We start from the raw sequence: 26,976 nt of genomic DNA, 5'->3' as shown, positions 1-26,976 counted from the left end.
GTCCGGGGATGGCGCACAACGCCGACGTTGCACCGGCGCTCGTAGGCTCGTCGTCATGACCGATGCCTCGATCGCGGATGCCTACGACGCCCGCGCAACCGAGTACACCGCGATCCTCGGTTCGCTCGACCAGATGGATGCCGTCGACCGGCGCGGCATCGAAGCCTGGCGCGACGCCACTCCTGGTCGGCTCCTCGACGCGGGCTGCGGGCCAGGGCACTGGACGCAGTTCCTGCACGACGGCGATCGTGATGCGGTCGGCGCCGATCTGTCCTCGCAGCTCCTCGCGGCGGCGCGGACGCGATTCCCCGACCCGTGGTTCGAGCAGGCCGACCTCCGAGCGCTCCCGTTCGAGGACGCCTCGTTCGACGGCATCCTCGCCTGGTACTCGCTGATCCACACGCCGCCGGCCGAGCTCCCCGAGATTCTCGCGGAGCTCGCCCGCGTGCTGCGGCCGGGCGGCTCCGTGCTGATCGGCTTCTTCGACGGCATCCCGCGGCAACCGTTCGCGCATGCCGTCACGACCGCATACTTCTGGGATGCCGACGCGCTCGGCGTCCTGCTCAGGGATGCCGGATTCGTCGTCACCGCGCAGGAACGCCGCGAGCGGACCGCCGGGGAGGCGAGTGCACGCCCGCACGGCTCTGTGACGGCGACGCTCCACACCGCCACCGCGCCGGCAGGCGCGTAACGCACCGGCGATCGCACCTAGAATCGACCTATGCCCGCAGGCGAATCCTTCTACATCACCACGCCCATCTACTACCCGTCCGACGTGCCCCACATCGGCCACGGGTACACGTCGGTGGCCGTCGACACGCTCGCGCGCTGGCACCGCCAGGCGGGCGATGACACGTGGATGCTCACCGGCACCGATGAGCACGGTCAGAAGATGCTGCGGGCCGCCGCCGCCAACAACGTCACTCCGCAGGAGTGGGTGGACAAGCTCGTCACCGAGAGCTGGTTCCCGCTGCTGAACACCCTCGACGTCGCCAACGACGACTTCATCCGCACCACGCAGGAGCGGCACGAGACCAACGTGCAGGTGTTCTTCCAGCGCCTGTACGACGCCGGCTACATCTACGCGGGCGAGTACGAGGCGCTGTACTGCGTCGGCTGCGAGGAGTTCAAGCCGGAGTCCGAGATCGTCGACGGCACCGGCCCCTTCGAAGGCCTGAAGGTCTGCGCGATCCACTCCAAGCCGCTCGAGCTGCTGCAGGAGAAGAACTACTTCTTCAAGCTCAGCGAGTTCCAGGACCGGCTGCTCGAGCTGTACAAGACCGAACCCGACTTCGTGCGCCCGCACTCCGCGCGCAACGAGGTCGTCTCGTTCGTCAGCCAGGGCCTGAAGGACCTCTCGATCTCGCGCTCCACGTTCGACTGGGGCATCCCGCTGCCCTGGGACGAGTCGCACGTCATCTACGTGTGGGTGGACGCGCTGCTCAACTACGCCACCGCGGTCGGCTACGGCTCGGATGAGGCGCAGTTCGAGCGCCGTTGGCCCGCCTATCACGTGGTCGGCAAGGACATCCTGCGCTTCCACGCCGTCATCTGGCCCGCGCTGCTGATGGCCGCGGGGCTCGACGTGCCCAAGGGGGTCTTCGCGCACGGCTGGCTGCTGGTCGGCGGCGAGAAGATGTCCAAGTCCAAGCTCACGGGTATCGCGCCGACCGAGATCACCGATGTGTTCGGCTCCGACGCCTACCGGTTCTACTTCCTGTCCGCGATCGCGTTCGGCCAGGACGGCTCGTTCAGCTGGGAGGACCTCTCCGCCCGGTACCAGGCCGAGCTCGCCAACGGTTTCGGAAATCTCGCGTCGCGCACGGTCGCCATGATCGAGCGCTACTTCGAGGGGATCGTTCCGCCGGCCGGCGAATACACCGAGGCCGATCTCGCGATCCAGAAGATCGTCGCGGATGCCGCGACAGCCGCGGATGCCGCGATCGATCAGTTCCGCATCGACGAGGCGATCACGCGGATCTGGACCATCGTCGATGCTCTCAACGGTTACATCACCGAGAACGAGCCGTGGGCCCTCGCCCGCGACGACGAGCAGCGCTCCCGTCTCGGCACGGTCCTCTACACCTGCGCCGAGGGGCTGCGCGCGCTCGCCGTGCTGCTCTCGCCCGTCATGCCGCAGGCCACCGAGAAGCTGTGGATCTCGCTGGGGGCCGCCGAGAGCATCGGCAGGCTGCGGGATCAGCCGATCCGCGAGGCCGGCGCATGGGGCATCCTGAAGCCGGGGACGAACGTCAACGGTCTTGCCCCGCTGTTCCCCCGCGTGGAGTCGCAGGCTTGACCGAGACCCCCGCAACGTACGTCCGCGAGCGCTCGACGAGCGGTCGCAAGGACCTGCGGTATCCGGCGGCGCCTGAGCCGTTGCGCGTGCCGGTGTACGACAACCACGCGCACCTCGAGATCCTCGACGGCGACGAGCCGCTCAGCCTGACCGAGCAACTCGACCGCGCCGCGGCAGTCGGCATCGCCGGCGTCGTGCAGGCATCCGGTGACATCGAATCATCCCGCTGGGCCGTGGCCGCAGCCGAGCAGGACCCCCGCGTCCTGGCCGCTGTCGCCATTCATCCGAACGACGCCCCGACGTATGCCGCGGCCGGCCGGTTGGACGAGGCCATCGCGGTCATCGACGAGTTGGCGGCGCATCCTCGGACGCGGGCGATCGGCGAGACGGGGCTCGACTTCTTCCGCACAGACGAGCACGGACGCCCGGGGCAGTTCGAGAGCTTCGAGGCGCATATCGCGCTGGCGAAGAAGCACGGCATCGCCATGCAGATCCACGACCGGGATGCGCACGAGGCCGTGCTGGACACGCTGACCCGCGTCGGTGCACCCGAACGGACGGTGTTCCACTGCTTCTCCGGCGACGCCGCGATGGCCCGCATCGCGGCGGATGCCGGGTACTACCTCTCGTTCGCCGGCAACGTGACGTTCAAGAACGCGCAGAACCTGCGGGACGCGCTGAAGGTCACCCCGGTGGAACGGATCCTCGTCGAGACCGACGCGCCCTTCCTCACCCCTGTGCCGTTGCGGGGGCGGCCCAATGCACCGTACCTCGTGCCGATCACGGTGCGGTTCATGGCGGCCGAGCTCGGCCTCGACGTCGACGAGTTCAGCGCGCGGGTCGCGGCGAACACGCTCGCGGTCTACGGCGCGTTCGGGGACTGAGACTCACGCCACCGGGTCCGGGTGCGCGTCGCTCACCGGCTTCGCGCTGACGATGTGCGAGATCGGCTTCCACACGAGCAGCAGCGTGATCGCCGCACCGACGAAGGCGAACCACCACGGAGCCGTGAGGCCCCAGAACTGGGCGATCACTCCGCCCAGCGCCTGGCCGAGCACCATGCCGCCGAAGACGCCGACCATGTTCACCGAGGCGATCCGACCCTGCAGCTCGGTCGGAACCAGGCGCTGACGGACGGTGGTCGAGATCGTGCCCCAGATGAAGGCGTAGAACCCGAACACGACCATGATCACCAGCGCCACCCAGCCGGTCGTCGTCAGGGCGAAGGCGAGATGCATGAGCACTTCGAGCGACAGCACGACGCGCATGAGCGTGGCGAAGGAGATGTGCCGCTCCAGCCAGCCGAAGCTCATCGTGGCGAGCAGGCCTCCGGCGGCGGATGCCGTGGTCAGCGCGCCGTAGCCGACCGCGCCCATGTGCAGATGCTCCGTGGCGTAGAGCACGAGCACGCCCCACGGCGCCGCCCACGTGACGTTGAACACCAGGATGATCAGCACGAGCGTCCGCACGGGCGGATTGCGCCACAGCCACCTCAGACCCTGCGCGATGTCGGTGTGCACCGGCGCGTGCTCCTCGCGCGGTGGTACGGGCGTACGAGCCATCCGCGAGACGAGCACGATCGCGAGAGTGACGCAGAGCACCTCCACGAGGAACGGCCAGGCGGTGCCGGCGGCGAACAGGAAGGCGCCGAGAGGGGGACCGGCGAACTGGTTCGCGACGAGATAGCCGGCCTGCAGGCGCGCGTTGCCGATGCCGAGATCCGCCGGCTTCACGATCATCGGCAGCAGCGTGCTGCCGGCGGTGTCGACGAAGACCTCGGCCGTGCCGTACAGGAACGCCACCGCGAGCACGATCCAGATGTTCGCCGTGTCCGTGATGAGGAACACGCACAGCGCGGCGAGCACGATCGCGCGGGCGGCGTTCGCGAACATGACCAGACGACGACGGTCGAACCGGTCGGCGATGGCGCCGGCGTGCAGACCGAACACGAGCCAGGGGAGGAACTGCAGGATGGCGCCGGACGCGACCAGGATCGGCGACGAGGTCATCGAGGCGATCAGCAGCGGAGCGGCTGCGAGCGCGACGCCGTCGCCCACGTTGCTCGTCCATGACGAGGCCAGCAGCCAGCGGAAATCCCGGCCCATCCGGCGCGGCGCGATCAGGTCACCGATGGTGGGCATCCGTCCAGCGTATCCCGGTAGGGGACAATGGTGAGATGACCGTCACTCTGCTCGGCGCGACCGAGATCCGCAGGCTTGCCGCAGACCTCGACGTGACCCCCACGAAGAAGCTCGGGCAGAACTTCGTCGTCGACGCGAACACCGTCCGCAAGATCGTGCAGGCCGGCGCGGTCGAGGCGGGCGAGCGCGTCGTCGAAGTCGGCCCAGGACTCGGTTCCCTGACGCTCGCCATCCTCGAGACAGGTGCGACGGTCACCGCCGTCGAGATCGATCACCGCCTCGCCGCCCGGCTGCCGCAGACCGCCGCCGAGCACGGCGTCCCTGCGGATGCGTTGACCGTCGTCGACGCCGATGCCCTGCGGGTCACGGAGCTTCCCGGGGACCCCGCAGTGCTCGTCGCGAACCTGCCGTACAACGTCTCGGTGCCGGTCCTGCTGCACTTCATGGAGACCTTCCCGAGTCTGCAGCGCGGCGTGGTCATGGTGCAGGCCGAGGTCGGCGAGCGTCTCGCCGCTCCTCCGGGGAGCAAGGCGTACGGCGCGCCGAGCGTCAAGGCGGCCTGGTACGGACCGTGGCGGCTCGCCGGGACGATCTCGCGTCAGGTGTTCTGGCCGGTGCCGAACGTCGACAGCGTCCTGGTCGCGTTCCAGCGCTCCGCCGAGGTGAGGGGGGACGAGGATCTCCGCCGCGCGACGTTCAGGATCGTGGATGCCGCGTTCCAGCAGCGCCGCAAGATGCTCCGGCAGGCGCTCTCCGGTCTGTTCGCCGGTTCATCCGCCGAGGCGACGGCGGTGCTCGAGCGCGCAGGCGTCGCACCGACCGCCAGAGGCGAACAGCTGACCATCGACGACTTCGTGAAGATCGCGCACGCGCAGGCGACTAGCCTGGAGTCGTGACCGAGAACCCGCGCTTCCGCCCCGACATTCCTGAACTGCACCGTCCCTACGTGGCGGATGCCGACCGGTACGGCCGCTTCGACTATCGCCAGGTGGGTTCATCGGGTCTCTACCTGCCGCCCATCTCGCTCGGGCTGTGGTGGAACTTCGGCGACAACATCCCGATGGACAACCAGCGCACGCTGCTGCGCCACGCGTTCGATCTGGGCATCACGCACTTCGATCTCGCGAACAACTACGGCCCGCCGTACGGATCGGCGGAGAAGAACTTCGGGCGCATCTTCGCGGAGGATCTCAGGCCGTATCGCGACGAACTGATCATCTCGTCGAAGGCCGGCTATGACATGTGGCCGGGCCCCTACGGGGACTTCGCGAGCCGGAAGTACCTCCTGGCCAGTGCCGAGCAGTCGCTGACCCGCATGGGCCTGGACTACGTCGACATTTTCTATTCGCACCGGGCGGACCCGGTGACGCCGATCGAGGAGACCGTCGGCGCGCTGGACACCCTCGTGCGCCAGGGCAAGGCCCTGTACGTGGGCATCTCGTCGTACAGTGCGGAGCGCACGGAGAAGGCGGTCGCCGTCGCCCGCGAGCTCGGCACCCCGCTGGTGATCCACCAGCCGTCGTACTCGATTCTGAACCGCTGGATCGAGGACGGGCTCACGCAGACGCTGCGCACCGAGGGCGTGGGGGCGATCGCGTTCACCCCGCTCGCCCAGGGACTGCTCACCGACAAGTACCTGTCCGGCGGCACTGCGGAGCGCGCGCAGAAGCGCCGCTCGCTTCCGGACCGCCCGCTGAGCGAGGAGGGCCTGTCGATCGTGCGCGCGCTCAACGACATCGCCGTGGAGCGCGATCAGTCCCTCGCCCAGATGGCGCTGCAGTGGACGCTGCGTGATCCCGTCGTCGCCTCGGCGCTGATCGGAGCCTCGCGACCCGAGCAGCTCGACGAGAACGTCGCGGCGCTGGCCGGACCCGACTTCACCGCAGACCAGCTCGCCCGCATCGACGCGTTGTCGAGCGGCATCGACGTCGACCTGTGGGCGAAGTCCTCCACCCTCTGACGACGACGCGCCGCCCCGAGAGGATCTCGAGATGACCCTGTTGCCCTTTCCGGATGCCGTGCATGTGCGCGCGCCGGGCAAGATCAACGTGTATCTGGGCGTGGGCGATCGGCATGACGACGGCTATCACGCCCTGGCGACCGTCTTCCAGGCGGTGTCGCTGTACGAGGACGTCATCGCGCGGCCCTCTGACGGGTTCTCCATCGTCGTGAAGGGAGCGGTCGATCCTGGCGCCGTTCCCCTGGACGATCGGAACCTCGCCATGCGCGCGGCCAAACTGCTCGCCTCGGCGACCGGGTACGACGGCGGCGTGGCGCTCGAACTGCGCAAGAGCGTCCCGGTCGCCGGCGGCATGGGCGGAGGGTCGGCGGATGCCGCTGCCGCCCTGGTCGCGTGCGATGCGCTGTGGGGGACGGGGCTCTCGCCCGCGCGGCTCCACGAGCTCGCGACCCGGCTCGGCGCGGATGTGCCTTTCGCCCTGCACGGCGGGACGGCCGTGGGCACCGGCAGGGGAGACCAGCTCAATCCCGCCCTCGCGCGTGGCCGGTTCGACTGGGTGCTGGTGACCAGCGACGAGGGCCTGTCGACCCCGGTGATCTACCAGCGTCTCGACGAGCAGCGTTCGCGCGGTGAGGCCCTGGCCGACGACCCGCCGCAGTCGCTGGAGGTCCCGATCCCCGTGCTGCAGGCGCTGCGCGCCGGCGACCCGCATTCGCTGGCCGCGTGCATGCACAACGACCTCGAGGCGGCCTCGCTCGAAGAGCGTCCTGTGCTCGAGGAGATCATCCGCGAGGGCCTGCACGCCGGCGCGCTCAGCGGCATCGTCTCAGGGTCGGGGCCGACGGTCGCGTTCCTGTGCGATACGCCCGAGACCGCCCGCTACGTGCAGGACGAACTCGAGGCACAGGGTCGTGAAGCGCTGCACGTGCACGGCCCCGTCAGCGGAGCGCGCATCCTCTCGGCCTGACGCGACGAGGGCCGGAGCTTTCGCCCCGGCCCTCGTTCACCCGCGGTCAGCGCACCGTGCCGGCGCGGCGCTTGTTGTAGATGTCGAACGCGACGGCCGCGAGCAGCACGAGCCCCTTGACGACCTGCTGACTCGACTGCGGAACGCCCATCAGCTGCATGCCGTTCGTCATGACGGCCATGACCAGGCCGCCGACGAGGGCACCGCCGACACGACCGACGCCGCCCATGGTCGATGCGCCGCCGATGAAACAGGCCGCGATCACGTCGAGCTCGAACATGTTCCCCATGCCGGGTTGCGCGCCGTTCGAGCGCGAGGAGAACACGGCAGCGGCGATGCCCGTCAGGAAGCCCATGTTGACGAAGATCCAGAAGTTCACGCTCCGCACGTTCACACCCGAGAGCCGGGCGGCGGAGAGGTTGCCGCCGACCGCGTACACGTGCCGCCCGAAGACGGTCCGGTTCGCGATCACCTGGTAGACGAGGATGAGCACGGCGACGACGATCAGCACGATCGGGAAACCGCGGTTGTAAGCGAGCGCCCACGCGAAGGCCAGCAGCAGGGCCGAGATCACGACGAGCTTCAGCACGAACAGCGGCATCGACTCGACGGTCTGGTTGTAGCCCTGACGCGTGCGCCGACTGCGCAGCGACGACACGATGACGCCGCCGACGGCGAGCACGCCGATCACGAGCGTGAACACGTCGAGGGTCGGCGGGACGGCCTTCAGACCCTCGCCCTGCCCCACGGTGATCGTGCCGAAGATCCCGTCGATGAACCCGCTCGCGACCTCGCGGTACTCGGTCGGGAACGGCGACAGCGACACGTTCGCGAGGACCATCCAGGTCAGACCGCGGAACAGGAGCATGCCGGCCAGGGTGACGATGAAGGCGGGGATGCCGACGTATGCGACCCAGAAGCCCTGCCACAGCCCCACCAGGATGCCGGTGACGATGGCCGCGATCACGCCCACCCACCACGGCATCCCCATGCGGATGACGAGCACGGCCGAGACCGCCGACGCGAATGCGAGGACGGAGCCGACCGACAGGTCGATGTGCCCGCCGACGATGACGAGGATCATGCCGAGCGCCATGATCAGGATGTGCGCGTTCTGCAGCACGATGTTCGTGACGTTCTCGGGGCTGAGCAGCGTTCCTCCGGTGAGGATCGTGAACAGCAGGATGATCGCGGCGAACGCGATGTAGATCCCGGACGTGCGCAGGTTGTGAGTCAGCAGGTCCTTGACCTCGGTGAACACGTTGTTCATGCCGCGGCCTCCTTCTTGGCAGAGTTTTCGATCGTCATGAGGGACATGAGCGTTTCCTGCGTCGCATCGGCGACGGGAAGCTCACCGGTGATTCGCCCGTAGGCGAGCGTGTAGATGCGGTCGGACAGACCCAGCAGCTCGGGCAGCTCGCTGGAGATCAGGATGACCGCCTTGCCAGCGGCCGCGAGTGCGCCGATGATCTCGTAGATCTCGTACTTCGCACCCACATCGATGCCGCGGGTCGGCTCATCGAGGATCAGGACCTCCGGATCCGTGTAGAGCCACTTCGCCAGCACGACCTTCTGCTGGTTGCCGCCGGAGAGGTTGCCGACGATCTGAGCGACGGTCCGCGACTTGACGTTCAGATCGGTGCGGTACGTCTCGGCGACCTCCACCTCGCGGTTCGCGTCGATGAACGGCCCGGAGGTCAGCTTGTCCAGCGCGGCCGCGGAGATGTTCGTCTTGATGTCGGTGATCAGGTTGAGCCCGTACTCCTTCCGATCCTCCGAGACGTAGGCGATGCGGTTGGCGATCGCATCCTTGACGGTGCGCGTGGAGATCTCCTCGCCGTGCAGGAAGACCTTCCCGGAGGCATCCTTCCCGTAGCTGCGTCCGAAGACGCTCATCATGAACTCGGTGCGACCGGCGCCCATGAGCCCGGCGATGCCGACGATCTCACCGGCACGCACGGACAGCGACGCATCGTCCACGACGATGCGGTCCTGTTGCGTCGCGTGCAGCACGTGCCAGTTCTCGATACGGAAGATCTCCGCGCCGATCTCCGGGGTGCGCTCGGGGAATCGGCGATCCAGGGATCGTCCGACCATGCCTCGGATGATCCGATCCTGCGTGGCGTCCGGGCCGTGCATGTCGATGGTCTCGATCGTCCTGCCATCGCGGATGATGGTCGTCGAATCCGCGATCTCGACGATCTCACCGAGCTTGTGACTGATGATGATGCAGGTGATGCCGTGCTCGCGCAGACCGCGCAGCAGCCCGAGGAGGTGCTCCGAGTCGGTGTCGTTGAGTGCGGCCGTCGGCTCGTCGAGGATGAGCAGGCGGACGTCCTTCGTGAGGGCCTTGGCGATCTCGACGAGCTGCTGCTTGCCGACGCCGATCTGGCCGACGGGTGTGGTCGGATTCTCGTGCAGGCCGACGCGTTCCATGAGGGCTGCGGCTCGCGCGTTCGCCTCGTGCCAGTCGATCAGGCCGCGGTGGACGACCTCGTTGCCGAGGAAGATGTTCTCGGCGATCGACAGGTGCGGCACGAGCGCCAGCTCCTGATGGATGATCACGATGCCGGTGTGCTCGGAGTCCTTGATCGCGTTGAAGCGCTGCGGCTCGCCGTCGAAGACGATCGAGCCGTCGAAGGAGTTGTGCGGGTACACGCCCGACAGCACCTTCATCAGCGTGGACTTCCCTGCCCCGTTCTCGCCGCAGATCGCGTGGATCTCGCCGCGCGCGACGGTCAGCGTGACATCGTCGAGCACCGTGACGCCGGGGAATTTCTTGGTGATGTTGCGCATCTCGAGGATCGCGTCAGACATCGCTGCTCCTGTCTGTGAGTGGATGACGGCTGTCGGCGACGCCCGGCCGCGGAGTCGCCTCCGGCGGCCGGGCATCGTCCGGCGCGATCAGTCAGCGACGCCCGCGGCGACCTCTTCCTCGGTCCAGTAGCCGGAGTCGACCAGCAGCGAGGTGATGTTGTCCGCCACGACGATGTCCGACTCGAGCAGGTAGGACGGCACGATCTTCTCGCCGTTGTCGTACGTCTCGGTATCGTTCGCCTCGGGCTCCTCGCCCTTCGCGAAGGCGTCAGCGGCCGCGACGGCCTGGGTAGCGAGCTTGCGCGTGTCCTTGAAGATCGTGGCGAACTGGACGCCGTCCGCGATCATCTTCACGGAGGCGATCTCGGCGTCCTGACCGCTCACGATCGGCAGTCCATCGGCGATGGTCGATCCGTAGCCGGCGTTCTCCAGGGCCGTGATGATGCCGCGGGAGATGCCGTCGTAGGGGGCCAGGACGCCGTCGAGCGGCTTGGCGCCGCCGTCGTAGGTGCTGGTGAGGAGGTCTTCCATGCGCTTCTGCGCCGTGGCCTGGTCCCAACGCAGCGTCGAGACGGTGTCCATGTCGATCTGGCCGGACGGCACCGTGATGCGACCGTCGTCGAAGTACGGCTGCAGGGTGTCGATCGCGCCCTGGTAGAAGAACTTCGTGTTGTTGTCGTCGGGGGACCCGGCGAACAGCTCGATCGCCTTCGGCTCGGTCGCGTCGGTCTCCTCGTTGTTCTCATCGAGGAAGCCGAGCCCGCGCAGCAGGGACTGCGCCTGCTGGACGCCGACGGTGTAGTTGTCGAACGTGACGTAGAAGTCCACGTCCTTGGTGCCGTTGATCAGTCGGTCGTAGGCGATCACCGGAATGCCCTTGCTCGCGGCGTTCTCCAACTGTGTCGCCAGAGCCGTGCCGTCGATCGAGGCGACGATGAGGATGTCGGCGCCGTTCGTGATCATCTGGTCGAGCTGCTGCTGCTGGCGGGGGATGTCGTCGTTCGCGAACTGCAGGTCGACCTCGTACCCGGCCTCCTCGAGCTGCGACTTGACCGCATCGCCGTCCGCGATCCATCGCTCGGACGTCTCGGTCGGCATCGCGACGCCGACGGTGATGTCCTCGGCCTCGGCGCCGCCCTCGGATTCGGGAGCAGCACCGTTCGAGCACGCCGCGAGCCCGAAGGCGAAGACGATGGCACCCGTGGCCGCCACTGTGCGCAGGACGTTTCTTCTCATTGCAAATCTCTCTTCCTTGAAAGGTCAGCGGGCCGTGCTGGCGGACCGCCGTTGTCCGCTGTGCGATGCGCGACTGCGCCTCACGCTCCCGAAGCATGGCATATTGACGCACCTGCATACAAATTATTTTTCTCGGTACGATGTCAGCATCCGATCGGCGTGGAGAGGTGGCGCGATGCCCGAGCAGATCCTGCGCATGACGGGCGTGACCAAGCGGTTCCGCGGTGTGATGGCGCTGAAGGACGTGCACCTCGAGCTGCAGCGCGGCGAGGTGCACGCGATCTGTGGCGAGAACGGCGCGGGCAAATCCACGCTCATGGAGATCCTCAGCGGCGTGCACCCGCACGGCAGTTTCGCCGGCGACGTCGTGTTCGAAGGGCGGGAGATGCGCTTCCGCTCGCTGGCGGACAGCGAGGCCGAGGGCATCGTCATCATCCATCAGGAACTGGCGGTCGTCCCGCAGCTCACGGTCGCTGAGAACATCTTCCTCGGGCATGAGGTCAGCCGGTTCGGACTCGTCGACGAGGCGGCGACGCACGCGCGCGCCGCCGAGCTCCTGGCGAGCGTCGGCCTCGACGAGAATCCCGCGACGCGGATGGGCGAGCTGGGCATCGGCAAGCAGCAGATGGTCGAGATCGCCAAGGCGCTCGCCAAGAACGTGAAGCTGCTGATCCTGGACGAGCCGACCGCCGCGCTCGGGCGCGAGGATTCCGACCGGCTGCTGGCCCTCGTCGATCGATTCCGGTCGCACGGAATCACGTGCGTGCTCATCTCGCACAAGCTGCGCGAGGTCCTCGGGGTCGCCGACCGCATCACCGTGCTCCGTGACGGCGCGGTGGTCGAGACGATGCGGGCGGACGATCCGGAGACCGATGAGGGGCGCATCATCCGGGCCATGGTCGGTCGTCCGCTGGACGACCTGTTCCCCCCGCGCGAACCCGACATCGGAGACGAGATGTTCGGCATCCGGAACTGGACCGTCGTCCATCCGCACGATCCGGGGCGTGTGATCATCGATGACGTGAGCATGCACGTGAGGGCCGGCGAGATCGTGGGGATCGCCGGCCTCATGGGCGCAGGACGCACCGAACTCGCGATGAGCATCTTCGGCCGTTCGTACGGCGGCGAGACCACCGGCGAGGCGTTCAAGCGCGGCGAGCGGATCGAGCTGCGCACAATCCGCGAGGCCATAGGCCACGGCATCGCGTATGTGCCGGAGGACAGGCGCGACGATGGACTGAACCTGCTCGCCTCCGTGCAGTCGAACATCTCGGCGGCTGCGCTGGGCAGACTGGCCACGCGCGGCCTCGTGGACGAGGTGCGCGAGCGCAAGGTGGCGGAGGCCTATCGCTACAAGATGAACATCAAGACGTCCAGCGTGGCCGCCATCACGGCGACGCTGTCCGGCGGGAATCAGCAGAAGACGGTCCTGTCCAGGTGGATGTTCACCAATCCGGACGTCCTGATCCTCGACGAACCGACGCGCGGCATCGACGTCGGCGCGAAGTACGAGATCTACGGGCTGATCAACGAACTGGCCGCGCAGGGCAAGGCGATCATCGTCATCTCCTCCGAGCTGCCGGAGGTGATCGGACTCTCCGACCGGGTCTACACGCTCGCCCACGGTCGCATCACGGCGGAATTCGTCAGGGACGACCTCACACAGGAGCTGCTCATGCGTCACATGGCGGCTGAGAAGTCATGACCCCGAGACGCACAGCCGCGCCGCCCGAGTTCCCGACCTCCTCGGTCGTGGCGCGTCCGGCCGCGCGCACGACGAACGAGGACGTGCGCCAGCAGAATCTTGCCGCCGTGCTGCAGCTGGTGCACGGGGCTGGGGCCACCTCGCGTTCCGAGATCGGGGCGTCGACGGGGCTGAACCGGTCCACCGTCACAGGGCTCGTGCAGGAGCTGCTGGACCTGCAGCTGGTCTGCGAGACCGCGGTCAAGCCGACGGGTCGTGTCGGGCGGCCGTCGTTGGGTGTCGCCGCCGAGGATCGCGTCGTGGCGCTCAGCGTGACGGCGGATCCGCTCGCGGTGTCGGTGGCGCTGGTCGGCCTGGGCGGCGCTGTCCATTCCCGCGTCCGCCACGATCTCGCGCGGCCGCCGAGCCCTCGCCGCTTCGCCCAGGTCGCCGCCTCCCTCGTCGCCGGAATGCGCGCCGACATCGATCGTCACTACCGACTGATCGGCGCAGGCGTCGCCGTGCCAGGACTCGTCGATCACGGCGGCACGGTGGTGCTGTCGCCCTCGCTGGGCTGGCGGCGCGAGCACATGGCGCACCGCCTCACGGACGCGCTCGGCATGGAGGTGACCGTGGGCAACGACGCCAGCGTCGGCGCCATGGCGGAGACGCGGTTCGGCATCGGCCGAGGCATCGACAACGTCCTGTACCTCAGCGGGTCGATGAACGGCATCGGGGGAGGCCTGGTCCTCGACGGCGCGCTGCTGCGCGGCACATCCGGATTCGCCGGCGAGTTCGGCCACACCGTCGTGAACACGTCCGGAGCCCTCTGCTCGTGCGGACGTCGCGGGTGCCTCCAGGTCGAGGTCCACCCCGCCAAGGTGCTGGCGCTGCTGGGGCGGCGCGGGCTGGACGAGGACGAACTCGACATCGAACTCGGGCTCGTCCGGGACCCGGTGATCCTGGCAGAGGTCGCCAGGCAGGTCGATGTGCTGTCGGTAGCGCTCACCAACTTCGTCAACGCGTTCGCCCCCGAGATGGTCGTGCTCTCCGGCTATCTCGGCGTCCTGCTCGCGACGAGTCGGGAGCGGCTGTCGGCGGCGGTGCGGATACACCCTGTCGGGGCGGAGGGACGTACGGTGCGCCTCGAGCGCGCGCACATGCGCTCGCACCTGATGCAGATCGCACCGGCCGAACTGGCGTTCGAGCCGTTGCTGAACGACCCGGTCGCCCGCGCGCCACGGTTCTAGCGCCGGCCGCATCCGACCAGGCGCGCCGGGCGTTCCTGTCGGCATCCGACGACGATCGCGCCCGTCGGGATGCGCGCGCTGTGCGCTGGATACATAATGGGATGATCGATGTGACCGTGCACACGCGAGGGAGGCGATGCCATGGCGGCCTCCGGCGAGCGAGCACGCGTCCCCAGCATCCGCGACGTCGCGCGGTTGGCCGGCGTCTCGCATCAGACCGTCTCCCGGGTGCTGAACGACCATCCGAGCATCCGCCCGGAGACCAAGAAGCGCGTCCAGGACGCGATCGCGGTCCTCGACTACCGGCCCAACCTCGCCGCCCGTGCGCTGGTCACCAGCACGACGACGACCATCGGCATCCTCTCGGCGACGATCGGCGAATTCGGGCCGACCTCGTCGATCGCCGGAATCGAGGATGCCGCGCGGGCGGAGGGGTATTCGGTCAGCACCGTCAACCTGCCGACCACCTCACCGGAGGCCATCGGCGAGGCGATCAGGCAGCTCGGCCGCGAACAGGTCAGCGGAATCGTCGCGCTCGCGCCGCAGGTGCGCGTGTTCAACGTGCTGCGGGGCATGGCCGTGGGCGTGCCGCTGGTCAGTCTGCAGACGGCATCGGGGTCCGACGGGTTCACGCACTCCGCCGACCAGGTGGCCGGTGCGCGCTCGGTCACCGAGCACCTCATCGCGCAGGGGCACGTCGACATCCTGCATCTCGCCGGTCCGCAGGACTGGATCGAAGCGGAGTCGAGGATGCGTGGCTACCTCGAGGCGCTGCGTGAGGCGGACCTGCCGACGATCCCTCCGATCCGCGGCGACTGGACGGCGGACTTCGGATACTTCGCCGGTACGGAACTCGCGCGCCGCCGCGATTTCACGGCGGTCTTCGCGGCGAACGATCTGATGGCCATCGGTCTCATGCACGGCTTCCGCGATGCCGGACTCGATGTGCCGCGCGATGTCAGCGTCGTCGGATTCGACGACATCCCCGTCGCCGCTCACGTCTGGCCGCCCTTGACGACGGTCCACCAGGACTTCCCCGAACTCGGTCGGAGAGCGGTCGGCATCCTGCTCGCCGAGATCCGCAGAGAACCCGCGCCGCAGTTCGGTCCGGTCGAGCCGCTGCTGCGCATCCGATCGTCCAGCGCATCTCGTTAGAGCGTCGGATTCCGAGGTCCACTTGACAGCGGGCCGACGGAGGCGCAATATTGTGTCTCATGTGAACGGTCACATTGGGACTGGCCGTCAAGTATCGAGGAAGATCCGTGAGCAGCACAGCAACGTTGCCGGTCGTATCGGGGCCCATCTTGGAGATGCGTGGCATCACCAAGGAGTTCCCCGGCGTCAAGGCACTGTCCGATGTCTCCATCACCGTGCGAGCCGGCGAGATCCACGCGATCTGCGGTGAGAACGGCGCAGGCAAGTCGACCCTGATGAAGGTCCTCTCGGGTGTCTACCCGTACGGGACCTACGACGGCGACATCCTGCTGTACGGCGAGGAGCAGCGATTCAAGGACATCGCCGCCAGCGAGCAGGCCGGCATCGCGATCATCCACCAGGAGCTCGCGCTGATCCCCGAACTGTCGATCACCGAGAACATCTTCCTCGGCAACGAGATCGCGCACTTCGGCGCCATCGACTGGCAGAAGGCGAAGACCCGAGCCACCGAGCTGCTGGCGCGCGTGGGCCTCGACGAGGACCCCGACATCGCGATCAAGCACCTGGGTGTGGGTAAACAGCAGCTCATCGAGATCGCCAAGGCGCTCAACAAGGACGTCAAGCTGCTCATCCTCGACGAGCCGACGGCTGCGCTGAACGAGAACGATTCGCAGCACCTGCTCGGCCTCATCCTGGGCCTGAAGGCCAAGGGGATCGCCTCGATCATGATCAGCCACAAGCTGAACGAGATCGAGCAGATCGCCGACGAGATCACGATCATCCGCGACGGCCGCACCGTCGAGACGCTCGACATCAGCCGCGGTGAGATCAACGAGGACCGCATCATCCGCGGGATGGTCGGCCGCTCGCTCGAGAGCCGCTACCCGGATCGCACGCCCGAGATCGGCGAGGTCCTCTTCGAGGTCAAGGACTGGTGGGTCCAGCATCCGACCGTCTCGGAGCGCATGGTCGTCAAGGGCTCGAGCCTGAACGTGCGCCGCGGTGAGGTCGTCGGCATCGCCGGTCTCATGGGCGCAGGGCGCACCGAGTTCGCGATGAGCATCTTCGGTCGCTCCTACGGCACGTTCCTCAGCGGCCAGCTGTACAAGGACGGCCAGGAGATCGAGCTCCCCGACGTCTCGTCGGCGATCCGGCACGGTCTCGCGTACGTCAGCGAGGACCGCAAGGTGCTCGGGCTCAACCTCCTCGACACGATCAAGCGCGCCGTCGTCTCGGCGAAGCTGTCGAAGATCTCCCGTCGCGGCGTCGTCGACGACCGCGAGGAGTACGCGGTCGCCGAGCGCTACCGCAAGGCGCTGCGCATCAAGACCCCGACGGTCGAGGAGGGCGTCGGCAAGCTCTCCGGCGGCAACCAGCAGAAGGTCGTGCTGGCGAAGTGGATGTTCACCGACCCCGATCTGCTGATCCTCGACGAGCCGACGCGCGGTATCGACGTCGGCGCGAAGTACGAGATCTACTCGATCATCAACGAGCTCGCCGCCGCCGGCAAGGGCGTGATCGTCATCTCCAGCGAGCTGCCCGAGCTGATGGGCATCTCCGACCGCATCTACACCATCTTCGAGGGACGCGTCACCGACTGCATCCCGAGCGACCAGGCGACCCCGGAGGCGCTCATGCGCAGCATGACCTCCACGAATCAGAAGGCGAACGCATGAGCACCACGACCACCCCGACTCCGAAGCAGGGCTTCCACTTCGGCGACATCAGGAAGATGTTCGGCGGCAACACGTCGTCGATGCGGCAGTTCGGCATCCTCGGCAGCCTGATCGTCATCATCGCGCTGTTCGAGATCCTCACCCTGCTGCGCAACCCGGCCGGTGCGACGCTGACCCCCGGCAACCTCATCAACGTCGTCAACCAGTACTCGTTCATCCTGATCCTCGCGATCGGCATGGTGATGGTCATCATCATGGGGCACATCGACCTGTCGGTCGGTTCCGTCGCCGCGTTCGTCGGCATCATCGTCGCCAAGTCGATGGCTGACTGGAACCTCCCCTGGCCGGCGGCGATCCTCCTCGGCCTCGGCGTCGGTGCACTCGTGGGCGCATGGCAGGGATTCTGGGTCGCGTACGTCGGTGTGCCGGCTTTCATCGTGACGCTGGCGGGAATGCTGTTCTTCCGCGGCGCCCAGCAGTTCATCGGCGACGCACAGACCATCCCGGTCCCCAAGGGCTTCCAGGTCATCGGCACGGGGTACCTGCCCGAACTCGCCGTCCCGCTGGACTTCAACGTGCTCACGATGGTGCTGGCGCTGCTCGGTGTGGCATGGCTCATCTTCTGGGAGATCCGCACACGGCGCATCCAGCACAGGATGGGCTCGGAGAGCGCTCCGCTGTGGGTGAGCATCACCAAGGTCGTGCTGCTCTCGATCGTCGTGCTCGCCGCCGGCTGGATGTTCGCCACCGGACGCCCAGGCACCAGCTTCCCGGTTCCCGGTCTCATCCTGCTCGCGCTGGTCATCATCTACTCGTTCATCACCCGGAACACGATCTTCGGCCGTCACATCTACGCGGTCGGCGGCAACCGTCACGCCGCCCGCCTGTCCGGCGTGAAGGACCGCTGGGTCGACTTCTTCGTCATGATGAACATGTCGATGATGGCGGCCCTGGCCGGCATGATCTTCGTGGCCCGTTCGCAGGCGTCCGGGCCGAACGACGGAACCGGCTGGGAGCTCGACGCGATCGCCAGCGTGTTCATCGGCGGTGCGGCTGTCGCCGGCGGCATCGGCACCGTGATCGGCTCGATCATCGGTGGCCTGGTGATGGCCTTCCTCAACAACGGTCTCGCACTGCTGGGCGCGGGCGCCGACGTCGTCGCGATGATCAAGGGCATCGTGCTGCTGTTCGCCGTCGGCATCGACGTCTGGAACAAGCAGCAGGGCCGCCCGTCGCTCACCGGTCTGCTGACGCGCCGTCGCCACCAGAAGGACGCGCCGAACCTCACCGACTACCCGACCTCCGCCGCGGGCACCGCGAGCGGGAAGAAGGAGACTCCGTCCGAGTGACGGCAGTCCCCGCACCACAAGAGAAACCACCAGAGAAAGAGATCGCATGAAGAGAATGGCAGTCACGGCGACAGCGTTGGTCGCCGCAGCAGCGCTCGCCCTCACCGGCTGCTCCGGCGAACGAGGCGGCGGAACCGACGAGGGTTCGGGCGCCGAGGAGACCACGGGCTTCGAGGCCGGCTCCACGATCGGCGTCGCGCTTCCGGACAAGACCAGCGAGAACTGGGTTCTCGCCGGCCAGCTGTTCAAGGACGGACTGGAAGAGGCCGGCTTCAAGGCCGACGTCCAGTACGCCCCGGCCAGCAACACGGTCGCCGAGCAGCAGAACCAGATCCAGGCGATGGTCACCGGCGGCGCCAAGGTCATCATCATCGGCGCGAAGGACGGCAAGCAGCTGGCCACGCAGGTGCAGGCGGCCAAGGACGCCGGCGCTTCCGTGATCGCGTACGACCGTCTGATCGAGAACACCGAGGCCGTCGACTACTACGTCGCGTTCGACAACTTCAAGGTCGGCGAGCTCCAGGGCACGGCCCTCCTCGAGGGTCTCGCCGAGCGCGCCGGTCACGAGGCGCCGTACAACATCGAGCTGTTCTCGGGTTCGCCCGACGACGCCAACTCCAAGGTCTTCTTCGACGGCGCGATGAGCGTCCTCGAGCCGAAGATCGAGGACGGCACGCTCAACGTGGTGTCGGGTCAGACCGAGATCGCTCAGACGGCGACCGAGGGTTGGCTCGCCGAGAACGCGCAGAACCGCATGGACACCCTGCTCACCAGCTCGTACAGCGGTGACACGGTGCTCGACGGCGTCCTGTCGCCGAACGACACGCTGGCCCGCGCCATCATCACCTCCGTGCAGCAGGCCGGCAAGCCTGTTCCGGTCGTGACCGGCCAGGACTCCGAGGTCGAGTCGGTCAAGTCGATCATGGAGGGCATCCAGTACTCCACGATCAACAAGGACACCACGCTGCTCGTCGAGCAGTCGATCAAGATGGTGCAGCAGCTGCAGGGGGGCGAAGAGGTCGAGGTCAACGATACCGAGTCGTACGACAACGGCGAGAAGATCGTCCCGGCCTACCTGCTCGACCCGGTCATCGTCACGCAGGAGAACGCGGCAGAGGCGTACGCCAACGTCCCGAGCCTCCTCGAGATCGTCGAGTCGTACCAGTAAGCACGACGCGCACAGCACGGCGAGCCGCCCGGGTCCAGCCCGGGCGGCTCGCCGCGTATCCGGCGACTACCCTGGAGAGGACATGGCACATCTTCTCGGGGCCGAAGGCCTCCACCTCGAATACCCGACCAAGGTCGTCTTCGACTCCATCACCCTCGGCATCGAGGAGGGCGACCGGATCGGCATCGTCGGACGCAACGGCGACGGCAAGTCCTCGCTGCTGGCGATGCTCGCGGGCCGCAAGGAACCGGATGCCGGACGCGTCACGATGCGTGCGGGGACACGGGTCGGCGTGCTCGACCAGGCGGACACGCTCGACGATGCGCACACGATCGCGCAGGCGGTCGTCGGCGACACCGCTGAGCACGAGTGGGCGGGCGACGCCCGCGTCCGCGACGTCATCCACGGTCTGCTGCGCGATCTGGACTGGAACGCGCCGGTCGACGCCCTCAGCGGCGGCCAGCGGCGCCGGGTCGCCCTCGCGGCCCTGCTCGCCCAGGACTGGGACATCATCGCGCTGGACGAGCCGACCAACCACCTCGACGTCGAGGCGATCACCTGGCTCGCCGCCCACCTGAAGAAGCGCTGGCCCGCGAATGCCGGCGCCTTCCTCGTCGTGACCCACGACCGGTGGTTCCTCGACGAGGTGTGCACCGAGACCTGGGAGGTGCACGACCGCATCGTCGAACCGTTCGAAGGCGGGTACGCCGCGTACATCCTGCAGCGCGTCGAGCGCGACCGGATGGCAGCGGCATCCGAGGCCAAGCGCCAGAACATCGCGCGCAAGGAGCTCGCCTGGCTGCGCCGCGGCGCACCGGCCCGCACGAGTAAGCCGAAGTTCCGCATCGATGCCGCCAACCAGCTCATCGAGGACGTCCCGGAGATCCGCGACACCGTCTCGCTGCAGTCGCTGGCCACGGCCCGCCTCGGCAAGGACGTGGTCGACCTGCTGGATGCCGGGGTGACGTACCCCGCGACGGCGGCGTCCCCGGCGCGCGAAGTGCTGCGCGACGTCGAGTGGCGCATCGCGCCGGGGGAGCGCACCGGCATCCTCGGCGTCAACGGCGCAGGCAAGTCGACGCTGCTCGGCCTCGTCGCCGGGACGGTCGAGCCGACCAGCGGGCGGGTCAAGCGCGGCAAGACCGTGCAGGTGCGCACGCTCACGCAGCGCATCGACGAGCTCGCCCAGCACTGGAACGATCCCGTGCGCGTCGTGATCTCGGGGCTGCGCACGGACTACACCTTCGGGACCGGTTCGAAGAGCCAGGATCTGACGCCAGGGCAGCTGCTCGAACGTCTCGGGTTCTCGACCGCGCAGCTCTCCACGCCGGTCAAGGACCTCTCCGGCGGTCAGCAGCGCCGTCTGCAACTGCTGCTCGTCCTGCTCGACCAGCCGAACGTGCTGATCCTGGACGAGCCGACCAACGACATGGACACCGACATGCTCGCGGCCATCGAGGACCTGCTGGACTCGTGGCCTGGGACCCTGCTGGTCGTGAGCCACGACCGGTACTTCCTGGAGCGGGTCACGGACCAGCAGTACGCGGTCCTCGGCGGCTATCTACGGCATCTGCCGGGGGGAGTCGACGAGTACTTGCGGCTGCGGGCGCTGCAGGATGCCGAGCCGCAGAAGCCCCAGGGGGCGTCATCAGCGCCGAAGGGGCTGGACGGCGCAGCGCTGCGCACCGCGCAGAAGGAGGTCTCGGCTCTCGAGCGCCGCATCCAGAAGCTGACGGATCAGGTCGACCGGGCCAAGCACGCCCTCGCCGAGCACGACCAGGCGGACTATGCGGGACTCGGTGAGAAGATGAAGGCGATCCAGGCGCAGCAGGACGAGATCGAAGAACTCGAGCTGCGCTGGTTCGAACTCACCGAGCAGATCGGTTGACACGCGGAAGGCGGGGCCCGGCAGAATCCGGACCCCGCCTTCGTCGTCATCGGCTCAGGACGCGCCGGTCGTGGCGTTCTCGAGCTTCTTCATGACCTGATTGATCGTGAACGATGCGGATTCCTGTCGCTGCGGGAACTCCACCAGGCTCTGCAGCATCCTGCCCACGTACGCCTGCGCGGGGATCATCAGGAAGATGTGCTCGAGCACCCAGTCCCAGTACGTGTTCGACGTGATGTCGGCGCGCTCGAACGGGTCAGTGCGCAGGTTGAACAGCTTCGGGAACCGCAGCTCGATGTACGGCTCCTGCCACACCTGCAGTGTGCCGACCGCGCGCTGCTCGAGGAACACCAGCTTCCAGTTCTCGAATCGCAGCGCCGTGAGGTCGCCGTCGTCCGAGACGTAGAAGAAGTGGCGCCGCGGGCTGTGCTCGGCCCCGCCCGTGATGTAGTCCAGTTGGTTGTGACCGTCCAGGTGCACCTTGAACTCGGTGCCGTGCAGCTCGGTGCCGTCCTTCAGCCGGGCGGCGATGTCGCCGTCGCCGACGGCCGCGAGCAGCGTCACGAACCAGTCGTTGTGGCTGACGATGCCGTTCAGGGTGGTCCCCGCCGGAATTCGTCCAGGCCACCGCACCATCGCGGGGACGCGGTACGCGCCCTCCCAGTTGGAGTTCTTCTCGTTGCGGAACGGGGTCATCCCGGCATCCGGCCAGCTGTTCATGTGCGGGCCGTTGTCGGTGGAGTACATGACGATCGTGTTCTCGGCCAGACCGAGCTCGTCGAGCAGATCGAGCAGGCTGCCGACGACGTCATCGTGGTCGAGCATGGTGTCGTGGTACTCGGACTGCCAGCGTCCGGCGCGACCCTTGCTCTCCTCCTTCGTGTGCGTGCGGAAGTGCATGTGCGTGGAGTTGAACCAGACGAAGAACGGGGTGTCCTCGTCCGCCTTGGCGCGGATGAAGTCCGCTGCGGCGTCGCGGAACTCCTCGTCCACGGTCTCCATGCGCTTCTTCGTCAGCGGGCCGGTGTCCTCGATCCGCTGGGTGCCGTCCTCGTTCGCCCAGGAGTGGATGACGCCGCGGGGCCGGAACCGCTCGCTGAAGCCGGGGAACTCCTCGTCCGTGGGGTAGTCGGGATGCTCCGGCTCCTCCTCGGCGTTGAGGTGGTAGAGGTTGCCGAAGAACTCGTCGAACCCGTGCGCGGTCGGCAGGTGCTCGTCTCGGTCGCCGAGGTGGTTCTTGCCGAACTGCCCGGTGGCGTAGCCGTGGTGCTTGAGTGCGTCGGCGATGGTCGGGTCCTCCGGCTGCAGGCCGAGCTTCGCGCCCGGCATGCCGACCTTGGTGAGGCCGGTGCGGTACGGGTTCTGCCCGGTGATGAACGCGGCACGACCGGCCGTGCAGCTCTGTTCGCCGTAGTAGTCGGTGAACTTGACGCCCTCGTCCGCGATGCGATCGATGTTCGGCGTCCGGTAGCCCATCAGGCCGTCCGTGTAGGTGCTGAGGTTGGAGATGCCGATGTCATCGCCCCAGATGATGAGAATGTTCGGCTTGTCGGCCATGGTGATCCCTTCCCGGGCTCGCACCGACGGCGCGATGCCTCTGTCCATACTCAGTGCAGCACAACGCGCGGTGCAAGCACCCTCTTCTCGTCCTCGTGGGGCGATGGGCGGACCCCGTGACGCTCTGTGACATCCGGATTCCGCGATCGCGCGACCGGGTGCCTAACGTATTCGAGTCCCACCAGGAGGAAAACATGTCACGACGCACCACGTCCGTCATCGCCGCGCTCGCCGCGGTCCCGCTCTTCGTCGCGCTCGCCGGCTGCGCCACCGCATCCGACGACACCGCAGGAGGTGACTCCGACGGCGGCTCCACCGAGACCGTGAAGATCGGCGTCGTCAACGACGGTGACGCGCAGTGGGCCCCGTTCGTCGAGGCGGCTGCGGAGGAGGGCATCACCGTCGAACTGGTGAACTTCGGCTCCTACGAGCAGCCGAACCCCGCGCTCACCGAGGGCGAGCTGGACCTCAACCAGTTCCAGCACATCATCTACCTCGCGCAGTACAACGAGGCCTCGGGCGAGGACCTGACGCCCGTCGGCTCGACCGCGATCTACCCGCTCGGTCTGTACTCCAGCAAGTACGACGACGTGAAGGACGTGCCCGACGGCGGCACGGTCGCCGTCCCGGACGACGCGTCCAACCAGGCACGCGCACTGCTCGTGCTGCAGTCCGCCGGGCTCATCGAGCTCAAGAGCGGCGGCACGACCCTCTCCGACCTTTCCGACATCGACGAGGCGAAGTCCAAGGTCACCGTCACCGCGCTCGAGGCCGCGCTGATCCCGACGTCGCTGCCGGACGTCGACGCTGCGATCATCAACAACGACTTCGTCGAGGACGCGGGTCTCAGCTTCGAGGACGCCATCGCACAGGACGACCCCGAGGACCCCAACGCGCTGCCCTACGTGAACATCTTCGCTTCCCGCGCGGATGAGGCCGACAACGAGACGTACCTCAAGCTCGTCGAGATCTTCCAGACGGATGAGGCCGTGCAGGCGGGCCTGCAGGAGTCGTCCGGCAACACCGCCGTGGCGCTGCAGATCCCCGCGGCCGACCTCGTCGAGTCGCTGAAGACCGTCCAGGAGGACATCGCAGCAGCCGGCTGAGCTCAGATGCGAGAGAATCGGGCGGTGCCTTCACGCACCGCCCGATTCGTCGTTCGCCCCGGCCGCACCCTCACAGAACCGGAGTCCCCATGCCGATCGTGTCCCTCACGAACGTCTCGAAGGCGTATCCGTCGCCCGCAGGCGGCGATGCGCAGGTCCGCGCCGTCGACGACGTCACGCTCGACATCGAGAAGGGCGACGTCTTCGGCATCATCGGCTACTCGGGTGCCGGCAAGTCGACGCTCGTGCGCCTGATCAATGCTCTCGAACCGGCGACGAGCGGGTCGATCGTCGTGAACGGCGAGGAGATCACCGCGCTGCCCGAACGCGATCTGCGCCGTGTGCGCAGCGGCATCGGCATGATCTTCCAGCAGTTCAACCTCTTCGCGGCCAAGAGCGTCCGCGCGAACGTCGCTTTCCCGCTCAAGCTCGCCGGCTGGTCCGCGGCGGACATCGACGCCCGCGTGACCGAGCTGCTGTCGTTCGTCGGTCTCGGCGACAGGGCGAACTCGTATCCGGAGCAGCTCTCCGGCGGCCAGAAGCAGCGCGTCGGCATCGCGCGCGCCCTGGCGACGCGTCCGGCGATCCTGCTGGCGGACGAAGCCACCAGTGCGCTCGACCCCGAGACCACGCACGAGGTGCTCGCGCTGCTCAAGCGGGTCAACGAGGAGCAGGGCGTGACGATCGTCGTCATCACGCATGAGATGGACGTCATCCAGACCCTCGCGACCAAGGTCGCCGTGATGGACTCCGGCCGTGTCATCGAGAAGGGCGACGTGTTCGAGGTGTTCTCCGCGCCGCAGCATCCCGCCTCACAGCGCTTCGTCGGCACGGTCATCAAGGGGGTGCCTTCCCCGAGCGAGCTGTTCGTCCTGCGCGACCGGCACGCCGGTGAACTGGTGACGTTCTCGTTCCGCGACGGCGACTCCTCTCAGGCGAGCGTGTTCGTCGACCTCGCCGAGGCAGGACTCGACTTCGAGCTCGTGTACGGCGGCATCAACGACATCCGGGGTCGGGCCTTCGGACACCTGACCCTCGCGATCCGCGGATCGGATGCCGCGATCGACGCGGCCCTCGCGAAGATCGGCCACCACGTGGAAGTCACACGCATCGGCCGAGGGGAGGCGCGCTGATGGATCGGTTCCTCGAACTCCTGCCCGACTTCTGGCTGGCCGCGGGCGAGACGCTCTACATGGTCGCGCTCACTCTGTTCTTCGGAGGCATTCTCGGCGGCGTGATCGGCATGGGGCTGTACGTCACCCGTAGCGGTGGACTGATGCCCAATCGGGTCGTGGCCGCGCTGCTGAACTTCCTCGTCAACTTCTTCCGCCCGATCCCGTTCGTGATCTTCATCGCTGTGGCGCAGCCGCTGATCCGTGCGGTGATCGGCACGGGCATCGGCATCAACGCCGGCGTGTTCGCCCTGTCCTTGGCCGCGTCGTTCGCGATCGGCCGCATCGTCGAGCAGCACCTCGTGGGTGTGAACCCCGGTGTGATCGAGGCGGCTCGATCGATGGGCGCAGGGCCGTGGCGCATCCTCTTCTCGGTCGTGATCCCAGAGGCGCTCGGACCGCTCATCCTCGGGTACACGTTCATCATCGTGGCGATCATCGACATGAGCGCCATGACGTTGCTGATCGGAGCCGGAGGGCTGGGTGGATTCGCTCAGGTCTACGGTTTCCGCCAGTTCGAACCGATCGTCATGTGGGCGGCGATCGTCCTCATCGTGGTGTTCGTGCACCTCGCGCAGACGCTCGGCACCTGGCTCGCCCGCAAGGTGATGCGCCGATAGCGTCCCCGCGTACGGTCAGGGGGCGAAGGCCAGCGTGCGCCGGGTGCGGAACTCGCGCTCGGCGCCGCTGAGCGGATCGATGAACCGCAGCTCCCGGGCCAGCAGCTGCAGCGGCCGTTCGAAATCGTCCGGCGCCTCCGGCAGCAGGTCGGGGTAGAACCCGTCGTGCAGGATGCCCATGCCGAGCGCCGCAAGATGCACGCGCAGCTGGTGCATCTTGCCCGTGTGCGGCCGCAGCAGGGTGTGCACAACCTGCTCGTCGGTGGACAGCAGCTCGATCAGCGTCTCGGAGTTCGGCTCGCGCGCGGCATCCACGCGCACGCACACGTGCCCGCGTTCCTTGACGATGTGATTGCGGTGGACCAGCGGGAAGGCCGGCAGATCGGCCGGTCGAGCCGAGACCGCCTCGTAGACCTTCTCGACACGGCGGTTCTGCAACAGGAGCTGATAGGCGCCGCGCGTCGACGGGCGGGCGGAGAACATCAGCAGACCGGCCGTGGCGCGGTCCAGGCGATGGATCGGTGTGAGCTCGTCATTGCCGAGCAGGCGGCGCAGCCTCACCAGCGCGGAGCTCTGCAGGTACTTGCCGCCCGGCGTGCTCGGCAGGAAGTGCGGCTTGTCGATCACGACGAGGTCGCGGTCCTCGTGCAGCACGTCGATGTCGAACGGGATGTCGGTCTCCACCGGCGGCTCGCGGTAGTACCAGACGAACTCCTGTGCACCGAGCGGGGCGTCCAGCGGGACGGCGCTGCCGTCACGGGCGATGATCTCACCGCGATCGAAGCGAGCCAGCAGCTCACCGGATTCGAGGTGATGGAAGCGTTCGACCATGTACGCCGAGATCGTCGGCCACTCGCCGTGCAGCGGCACGTGCAACCGCGTCGCGCCGACGCCGTCGCGCGGCGGCAGAGGGGAGAGCATGGCCATTCGA

The 26,976-nt window shown here is 67.6% G+C and carries 22 protein-coding genes; 16 read left to right on the top strand and 6 right to left on the bottom strand.

Going from position 1 to position 26,976, the window contains the following annotated elements; translation table 11 throughout:
• Nucleotides 1-55 precede the first annotated feature (55 nt).
• Genes OED01_RS11165 through OED01_RS11155 form a run of 3 tightly spaced genes read left to right on the top strand, consistent with a single transcriptional unit; the run spans nt 56 to nt 3,183 of the window.
• Nucleotides 56-691, top strand: a complete 636-nt coding sequence (locus OED01_RS11165) for a class I SAM-dependent methyltransferase (protein ID WP_318841106.1) — start codon at nt 56-58, stop codon at nt 689-691.
• A gap of 30 nt (nt 692-721) precedes the next feature.
• A complete protein-coding gene (gene metG / locus OED01_RS11160) occupies nt 722-2,299 on the top strand; it encodes a methionine--tRNA ligase (protein ID WP_264155350.1) in 1,578 nt (525 codons plus the stop codon).
• The gene (locus tag OED01_RS11155; RefSeq protein WP_264155349.1) at nt 2,296-3,183 is read left to right on the top strand and encodes a TatD family hydrolase; all 888 of its coding nucleotides are present in this window, start codon (nt 2,296-2,298) and stop codon (nt 3,181-3,183) included. The genes metG and OED01_RS11155 overlap by 4 nt, the downstream gene beginning before the upstream one ends.
• 3 nt (nt 3,184-3,186) lie before the next feature.
• Here the strand turns inward: OED01_RS11155 and OED01_RS11150 are convergent, their stop codons facing one another.
• A complete protein-coding gene (locus OED01_RS11150; RefSeq protein WP_264155348.1) occupies nt 3,187-4,440 on the bottom strand; it encodes an MFS transporter in 1,254 nt (417 codons plus the stop codon).
• Nucleotides 4,441-4,475: 35 nt separating this feature from the next.
• On the opposite strand from OED01_RS11150, the gene rsmA reads away from it, so the two are divergent.
• Genes rsmA through OED01_RS11135 form a run of 3 tightly spaced genes read left to right on the top strand, consistent with a single transcriptional unit; the run spans nt 4,476 to nt 7,367 of the window.
• Nucleotides 4,476-5,336, top strand: coding sequence for a 16S rRNA (adenine(1518)-N(6)/adenine(1519)-N(6))-dimethyltransferase RsmA (gene rsmA, locus OED01_RS11145; RefSeq protein WP_264155347.1), 861 nt, complete (start codon nt 4,476-4,478; stop codon nt 5,334-5,336).
• Nucleotides 5,333-6,400: an L-glyceraldehyde 3-phosphate reductase gene (gene mgrA, locus OED01_RS11140; RefSeq protein ID WP_264155346.1), complete on the top strand. Its 1,068-nt coding sequence runs from the start codon at nt 5,333-5,335 to the stop codon at nt 6,398-6,400. Before rsmA ends, mgrA begins: the two co-directional genes overlap by 4 nt.
• A 31-nt stretch (nt 6,401-6,431) precedes the next feature.
• Entirely contained in the window at nt 6,432-7,367 is a 936-nt protein-coding gene (locus OED01_RS11135; RefSeq protein ID WP_264155345.1) for a 4-(cytidine 5'-diphospho)-2-C-methyl-D-erythritol kinase, read from the top strand.
• A gap of 46 nt (nt 7,368-7,413) precedes the next feature.
• On the opposite strand, the gene mmsB (OED01_RS11130) is transcribed toward OED01_RS11135, so the two are convergent.
• The 3 genes from mmsB (OED01_RS11130) to chvE form a co-directional block, all read right to left on the bottom strand.
• Nucleotides 7,414-8,637, bottom strand: a complete 1,224-nt coding sequence (gene mmsB, locus OED01_RS11130; RefSeq protein WP_264155344.1) for a multiple monosaccharide ABC transporter permease — start codon at nt 8,635-8,637, stop codon at nt 7,414-7,416.
• A complete protein-coding gene (gene mmsA, locus OED01_RS11125) occupies nt 8,634-10,184 on the bottom strand; it encodes a multiple monosaccharide ABC transporter ATP-binding protein (RefSeq protein WP_264155343.1) in 1,551 nt (516 codons plus the stop codon). The genes mmsB (OED01_RS11130) and mmsA (OED01_RS11125) overlap by 4 nt, the downstream gene beginning before the upstream one ends.
• Before the next feature lie 87 nt (nt 10,185-10,271).
• Entirely contained in the window at nt 10,272-11,420 is a 1,149-nt protein-coding gene (chvE, locus tag OED01_RS11120) for a multiple monosaccharide ABC transporter substrate-binding protein (protein ID WP_264155342.1), read from the bottom strand.
• A 175-nt stretch (nt 11,421-11,595) separates the two neighbouring features.
• Here chvE and OED01_RS11115 point away from each other — a divergent pair, with 175 nt between their 5' ends.
• The 7 genes from OED01_RS11115 to OED01_RS11085 all read left to right on the top strand — a co-directional run bounded on the left by OED01_RS11115 (nt 11,596) and on the right by OED01_RS11085 (nt 21,590).
• On the top strand, nt 11,596-13,125 hold the full coding sequence (locus OED01_RS11115) for an ATP-binding cassette domain-containing protein (RefSeq protein WP_264157961.1): 1,530 nt from the start codon (nt 11,596-11,598) through the stop codon (nt 13,123-13,125).
• Entirely contained in the window at nt 13,122-14,354 is a 1,233-nt protein-coding gene (locus OED01_RS11110; RefSeq protein WP_264155341.1) for an ROK family protein, read from the top strand. The genes OED01_RS11115 and OED01_RS11110 overlap by 4 nt, the downstream gene beginning before the upstream one ends.
• Nucleotides 14,355-14,495: 141 nt before the next feature.
• Nucleotides 14,496-15,509 (top strand): LacI family DNA-binding transcriptional regulator, encoded by a 1,014-nt coding sequence (locus OED01_RS11105; RefSeq protein ID WP_264155340.1) that lies wholly within the window; start codon nt 14,496-14,498, stop codon nt 15,507-15,509.
• Between the two features lie 155 nt (nt 15,510-15,664).
• Nucleotides 15,665-17,185, top strand: a complete 1,521-nt coding sequence (gene mmsA / locus OED01_RS11100) for a multiple monosaccharide ABC transporter ATP-binding protein (RefSeq protein ID WP_264157960.1) — start codon at nt 15,665-15,667, stop codon at nt 17,183-17,185.
• A complete protein-coding gene (mmsB, locus tag OED01_RS11095) occupies nt 17,182-18,534 on the top strand; it encodes a multiple monosaccharide ABC transporter permease (RefSeq protein WP_264155339.1) in 1,353 nt (450 codons plus the stop codon). Before mmsA (OED01_RS11100) ends, mmsB (OED01_RS11095) begins: the two co-directional genes overlap by 4 nt.
• Nucleotides 18,535-18,580: 46 nt before the next feature.
• On the top strand, nt 18,581-19,702 hold the full coding sequence (locus OED01_RS11090) for a substrate-binding domain-containing protein (RefSeq protein WP_264155338.1): 1,122 nt from the start codon (nt 18,581-18,583) through the stop codon (nt 19,700-19,702).
• An 82-nt stretch (nt 19,703-19,784) separates the two neighbouring features.
• Nucleotides 19,785-21,590, top strand: coding sequence for an ABC-F family ATP-binding cassette domain-containing protein (locus OED01_RS11085; protein WP_264155337.1), 1,806 nt, complete (start codon nt 19,785-19,787; stop codon nt 21,588-21,590).
• A gap of 54 nt (nt 21,591-21,644) precedes the next feature.
• On the opposite strand, the gene OED01_RS11080 is transcribed toward OED01_RS11085, so the two are convergent.
• Complete coding sequence (locus OED01_RS11080; protein WP_264155336.1) at nt 21,645-23,147, bottom strand: arylsulfatase; 1,503 nt, start codon at nt 23,145-23,147, stop codon at nt 21,645-21,647.
• A 194-nt stretch (nt 23,148-23,341) separates the two neighbouring features.
• Between OED01_RS11080 and OED01_RS11075 the strand changes: the two genes are divergently transcribed.
• The 3 genes from OED01_RS11075 to OED01_RS11065 all read left to right on the top strand — a co-directional run bounded on the left by OED01_RS11075 (nt 23,342) and on the right by OED01_RS11065 (nt 26,045).
• Nucleotides 23,342-24,253 carry a MetQ/NlpA family ABC transporter substrate-binding protein gene (locus tag OED01_RS11075; protein WP_264155335.1) on the top strand — a complete coding sequence of 304 codons (912 nt, stop codon included), beginning with the start codon at nt 23,342-23,344 and terminating at the stop codon, nt 24,251-24,253.
• Nucleotides 24,254-24,342: 89 nt separating this feature from the next.
• A complete protein-coding gene (locus tag OED01_RS11070) occupies nt 24,343-25,386 on the top strand; it encodes a methionine ABC transporter ATP-binding protein (RefSeq protein WP_264155334.1) in 1,044 nt (347 codons plus the stop codon).
• On the top strand, nt 25,386-26,045 hold the full coding sequence (locus OED01_RS11065; RefSeq protein ID WP_264155333.1) for a methionine ABC transporter permease: 660 nt from the start codon (nt 25,386-25,388) through the stop codon (nt 26,043-26,045). Before OED01_RS11070 ends, OED01_RS11065 begins: the two co-directional genes overlap by 1 nt.
• Nucleotides 26,046-26,060: 15 nt before the next feature.
• On the opposite strand, the gene OED01_RS11060 is transcribed toward OED01_RS11065, so the two are convergent.
• Complete coding sequence (locus OED01_RS11060) at nt 26,061-26,972, bottom strand: pseudouridine synthase (RefSeq protein WP_264155332.1); 912 nt, start codon at nt 26,970-26,972, stop codon at nt 26,061-26,063.
• Nucleotides 26,973-26,976 lie beyond the last annotated feature (4 nt).

This window comes from Microbacterium sp. M28, assembly GCF_025836995.1.
Lineage (GTDB): Bacteria > Actinomycetota > Actinomycetes > Actinomycetales > Microbacteriaceae > Microbacterium.
This window is presented reverse-complemented; position numbering and strand designations above follow the sequence as displayed.

Bases quoted from the DNA above. Each gene is read 5' to 3' on its own strand.
- OED01_RS11165 (WP_318841106.1), top strand. From the start codon at position 56: ATGACCGATGCCTCGATCGCGGATGCCTACGACGCCCGCGCAACCGAG.
- metG (WP_264155350.1), top strand. From the start codon at position 722: ATGCCCGCAGGCGAATCCTTCTACATCACCACGCCCATCTACTACCCG.
- OED01_RS11150 (WP_264155348.1), bottom strand. From the start codon at position 4,440: ATGCCCACCATCGGTGACCTGATCGCGCCGCGCCGGATGGGCCGGGAT.
- rsmA (WP_264155347.1), top strand. From the start codon at position 4,476: ATGACCGTCACTCTGCTCGGCGCGACCGAGATCCGCAGGCTTGCCGCA.
- OED01_RS11135 (WP_264155345.1), top strand. From the start codon at position 6,432: ATGACCCTGTTGCCCTTTCCGGATGCCGTGCATGTGCGCGCGCCGGGC.
- mmsB (WP_264155344.1), bottom strand. From the start codon at position 8,637: ATGAACAACGTGTTCACCGAGGTCAAGGACCTGCTGACTCACAACCTG.
- mmsA (WP_264155343.1), bottom strand. From the start codon at position 10,184: ATGTCTGACGCGATCCTCGAGATGCGCAACATCACCAAGAAATTCCCC.
- chvE (WP_264155342.1), bottom strand. From the start codon at position 11,420: ATGAGAAGAAACGTCCTGCGCACAGTGGCGGCCACGGGTGCCATCGTC.
- OED01_RS11115 (WP_264157961.1), top strand. From the start codon at position 11,596: ATGCCCGAGCAGATCCTGCGCATGACGGGCGTGACCAAGCGGTTCCGC.
- OED01_RS11110 (WP_264155341.1), top strand. From the start codon at position 13,122: ATGACCCCGAGACGCACAGCCGCGCCGCCCGAGTTCCCGACCTCCTCG.
- OED01_RS11105 (WP_264155340.1), top strand. From the start codon at position 14,496: ATGGCGGCCTCCGGCGAGCGAGCACGCGTCCCCAGCATCCGCGACGTC.
- mmsA (WP_264157960.1), top strand. From the start codon at position 15,665: ATGCGTGGCATCACCAAGGAGTTCCCCGGCGTCAAGGCACTGTCCGAT.
- mmsB (WP_264155339.1), top strand. From the start codon at position 17,182: ATGAGCACCACGACCACCCCGACTCCGAAGCAGGGCTTCCACTTCGGC.
- OED01_RS11090 (WP_264155338.1), top strand. From the start codon at position 18,581: ATGAAGAGAATGGCAGTCACGGCGACAGCGTTGGTCGCCGCAGCAGCG.
- OED01_RS11085 (WP_264155337.1), top strand. From the start codon at position 19,785: ATGGCACATCTTCTCGGGGCCGAAGGCCTCCACCTCGAATACCCGACC.
- OED01_RS11080 (WP_264155336.1), bottom strand. From the start codon at position 23,147: ATGGCCGACAAGCCGAACATTCTCATCATCTGGGGCGATGACATCGGC.
- OED01_RS11075 (WP_264155335.1), top strand. From the start codon at position 23,342: ATGTCACGACGCACCACGTCCGTCATCGCCGCGCTCGCCGCGGTCCCG.
- OED01_RS11070 (WP_264155334.1), top strand. From the start codon at position 24,343: ATGCCGATCGTGTCCCTCACGAACGTCTCGAAGGCGTATCCGTCGCCC.
- OED01_RS11065 (WP_264155333.1), top strand. From the start codon at position 25,386: ATGGATCGGTTCCTCGAACTCCTGCCCGACTTCTGGCTGGCCGCGGGC.
- OED01_RS11060 (WP_264155332.1), bottom strand. From the start codon at position 26,972: ATGGCCATGCTCTCCCCTCTGCCGCCGCGCGACGGCGTCGGCGCGACG.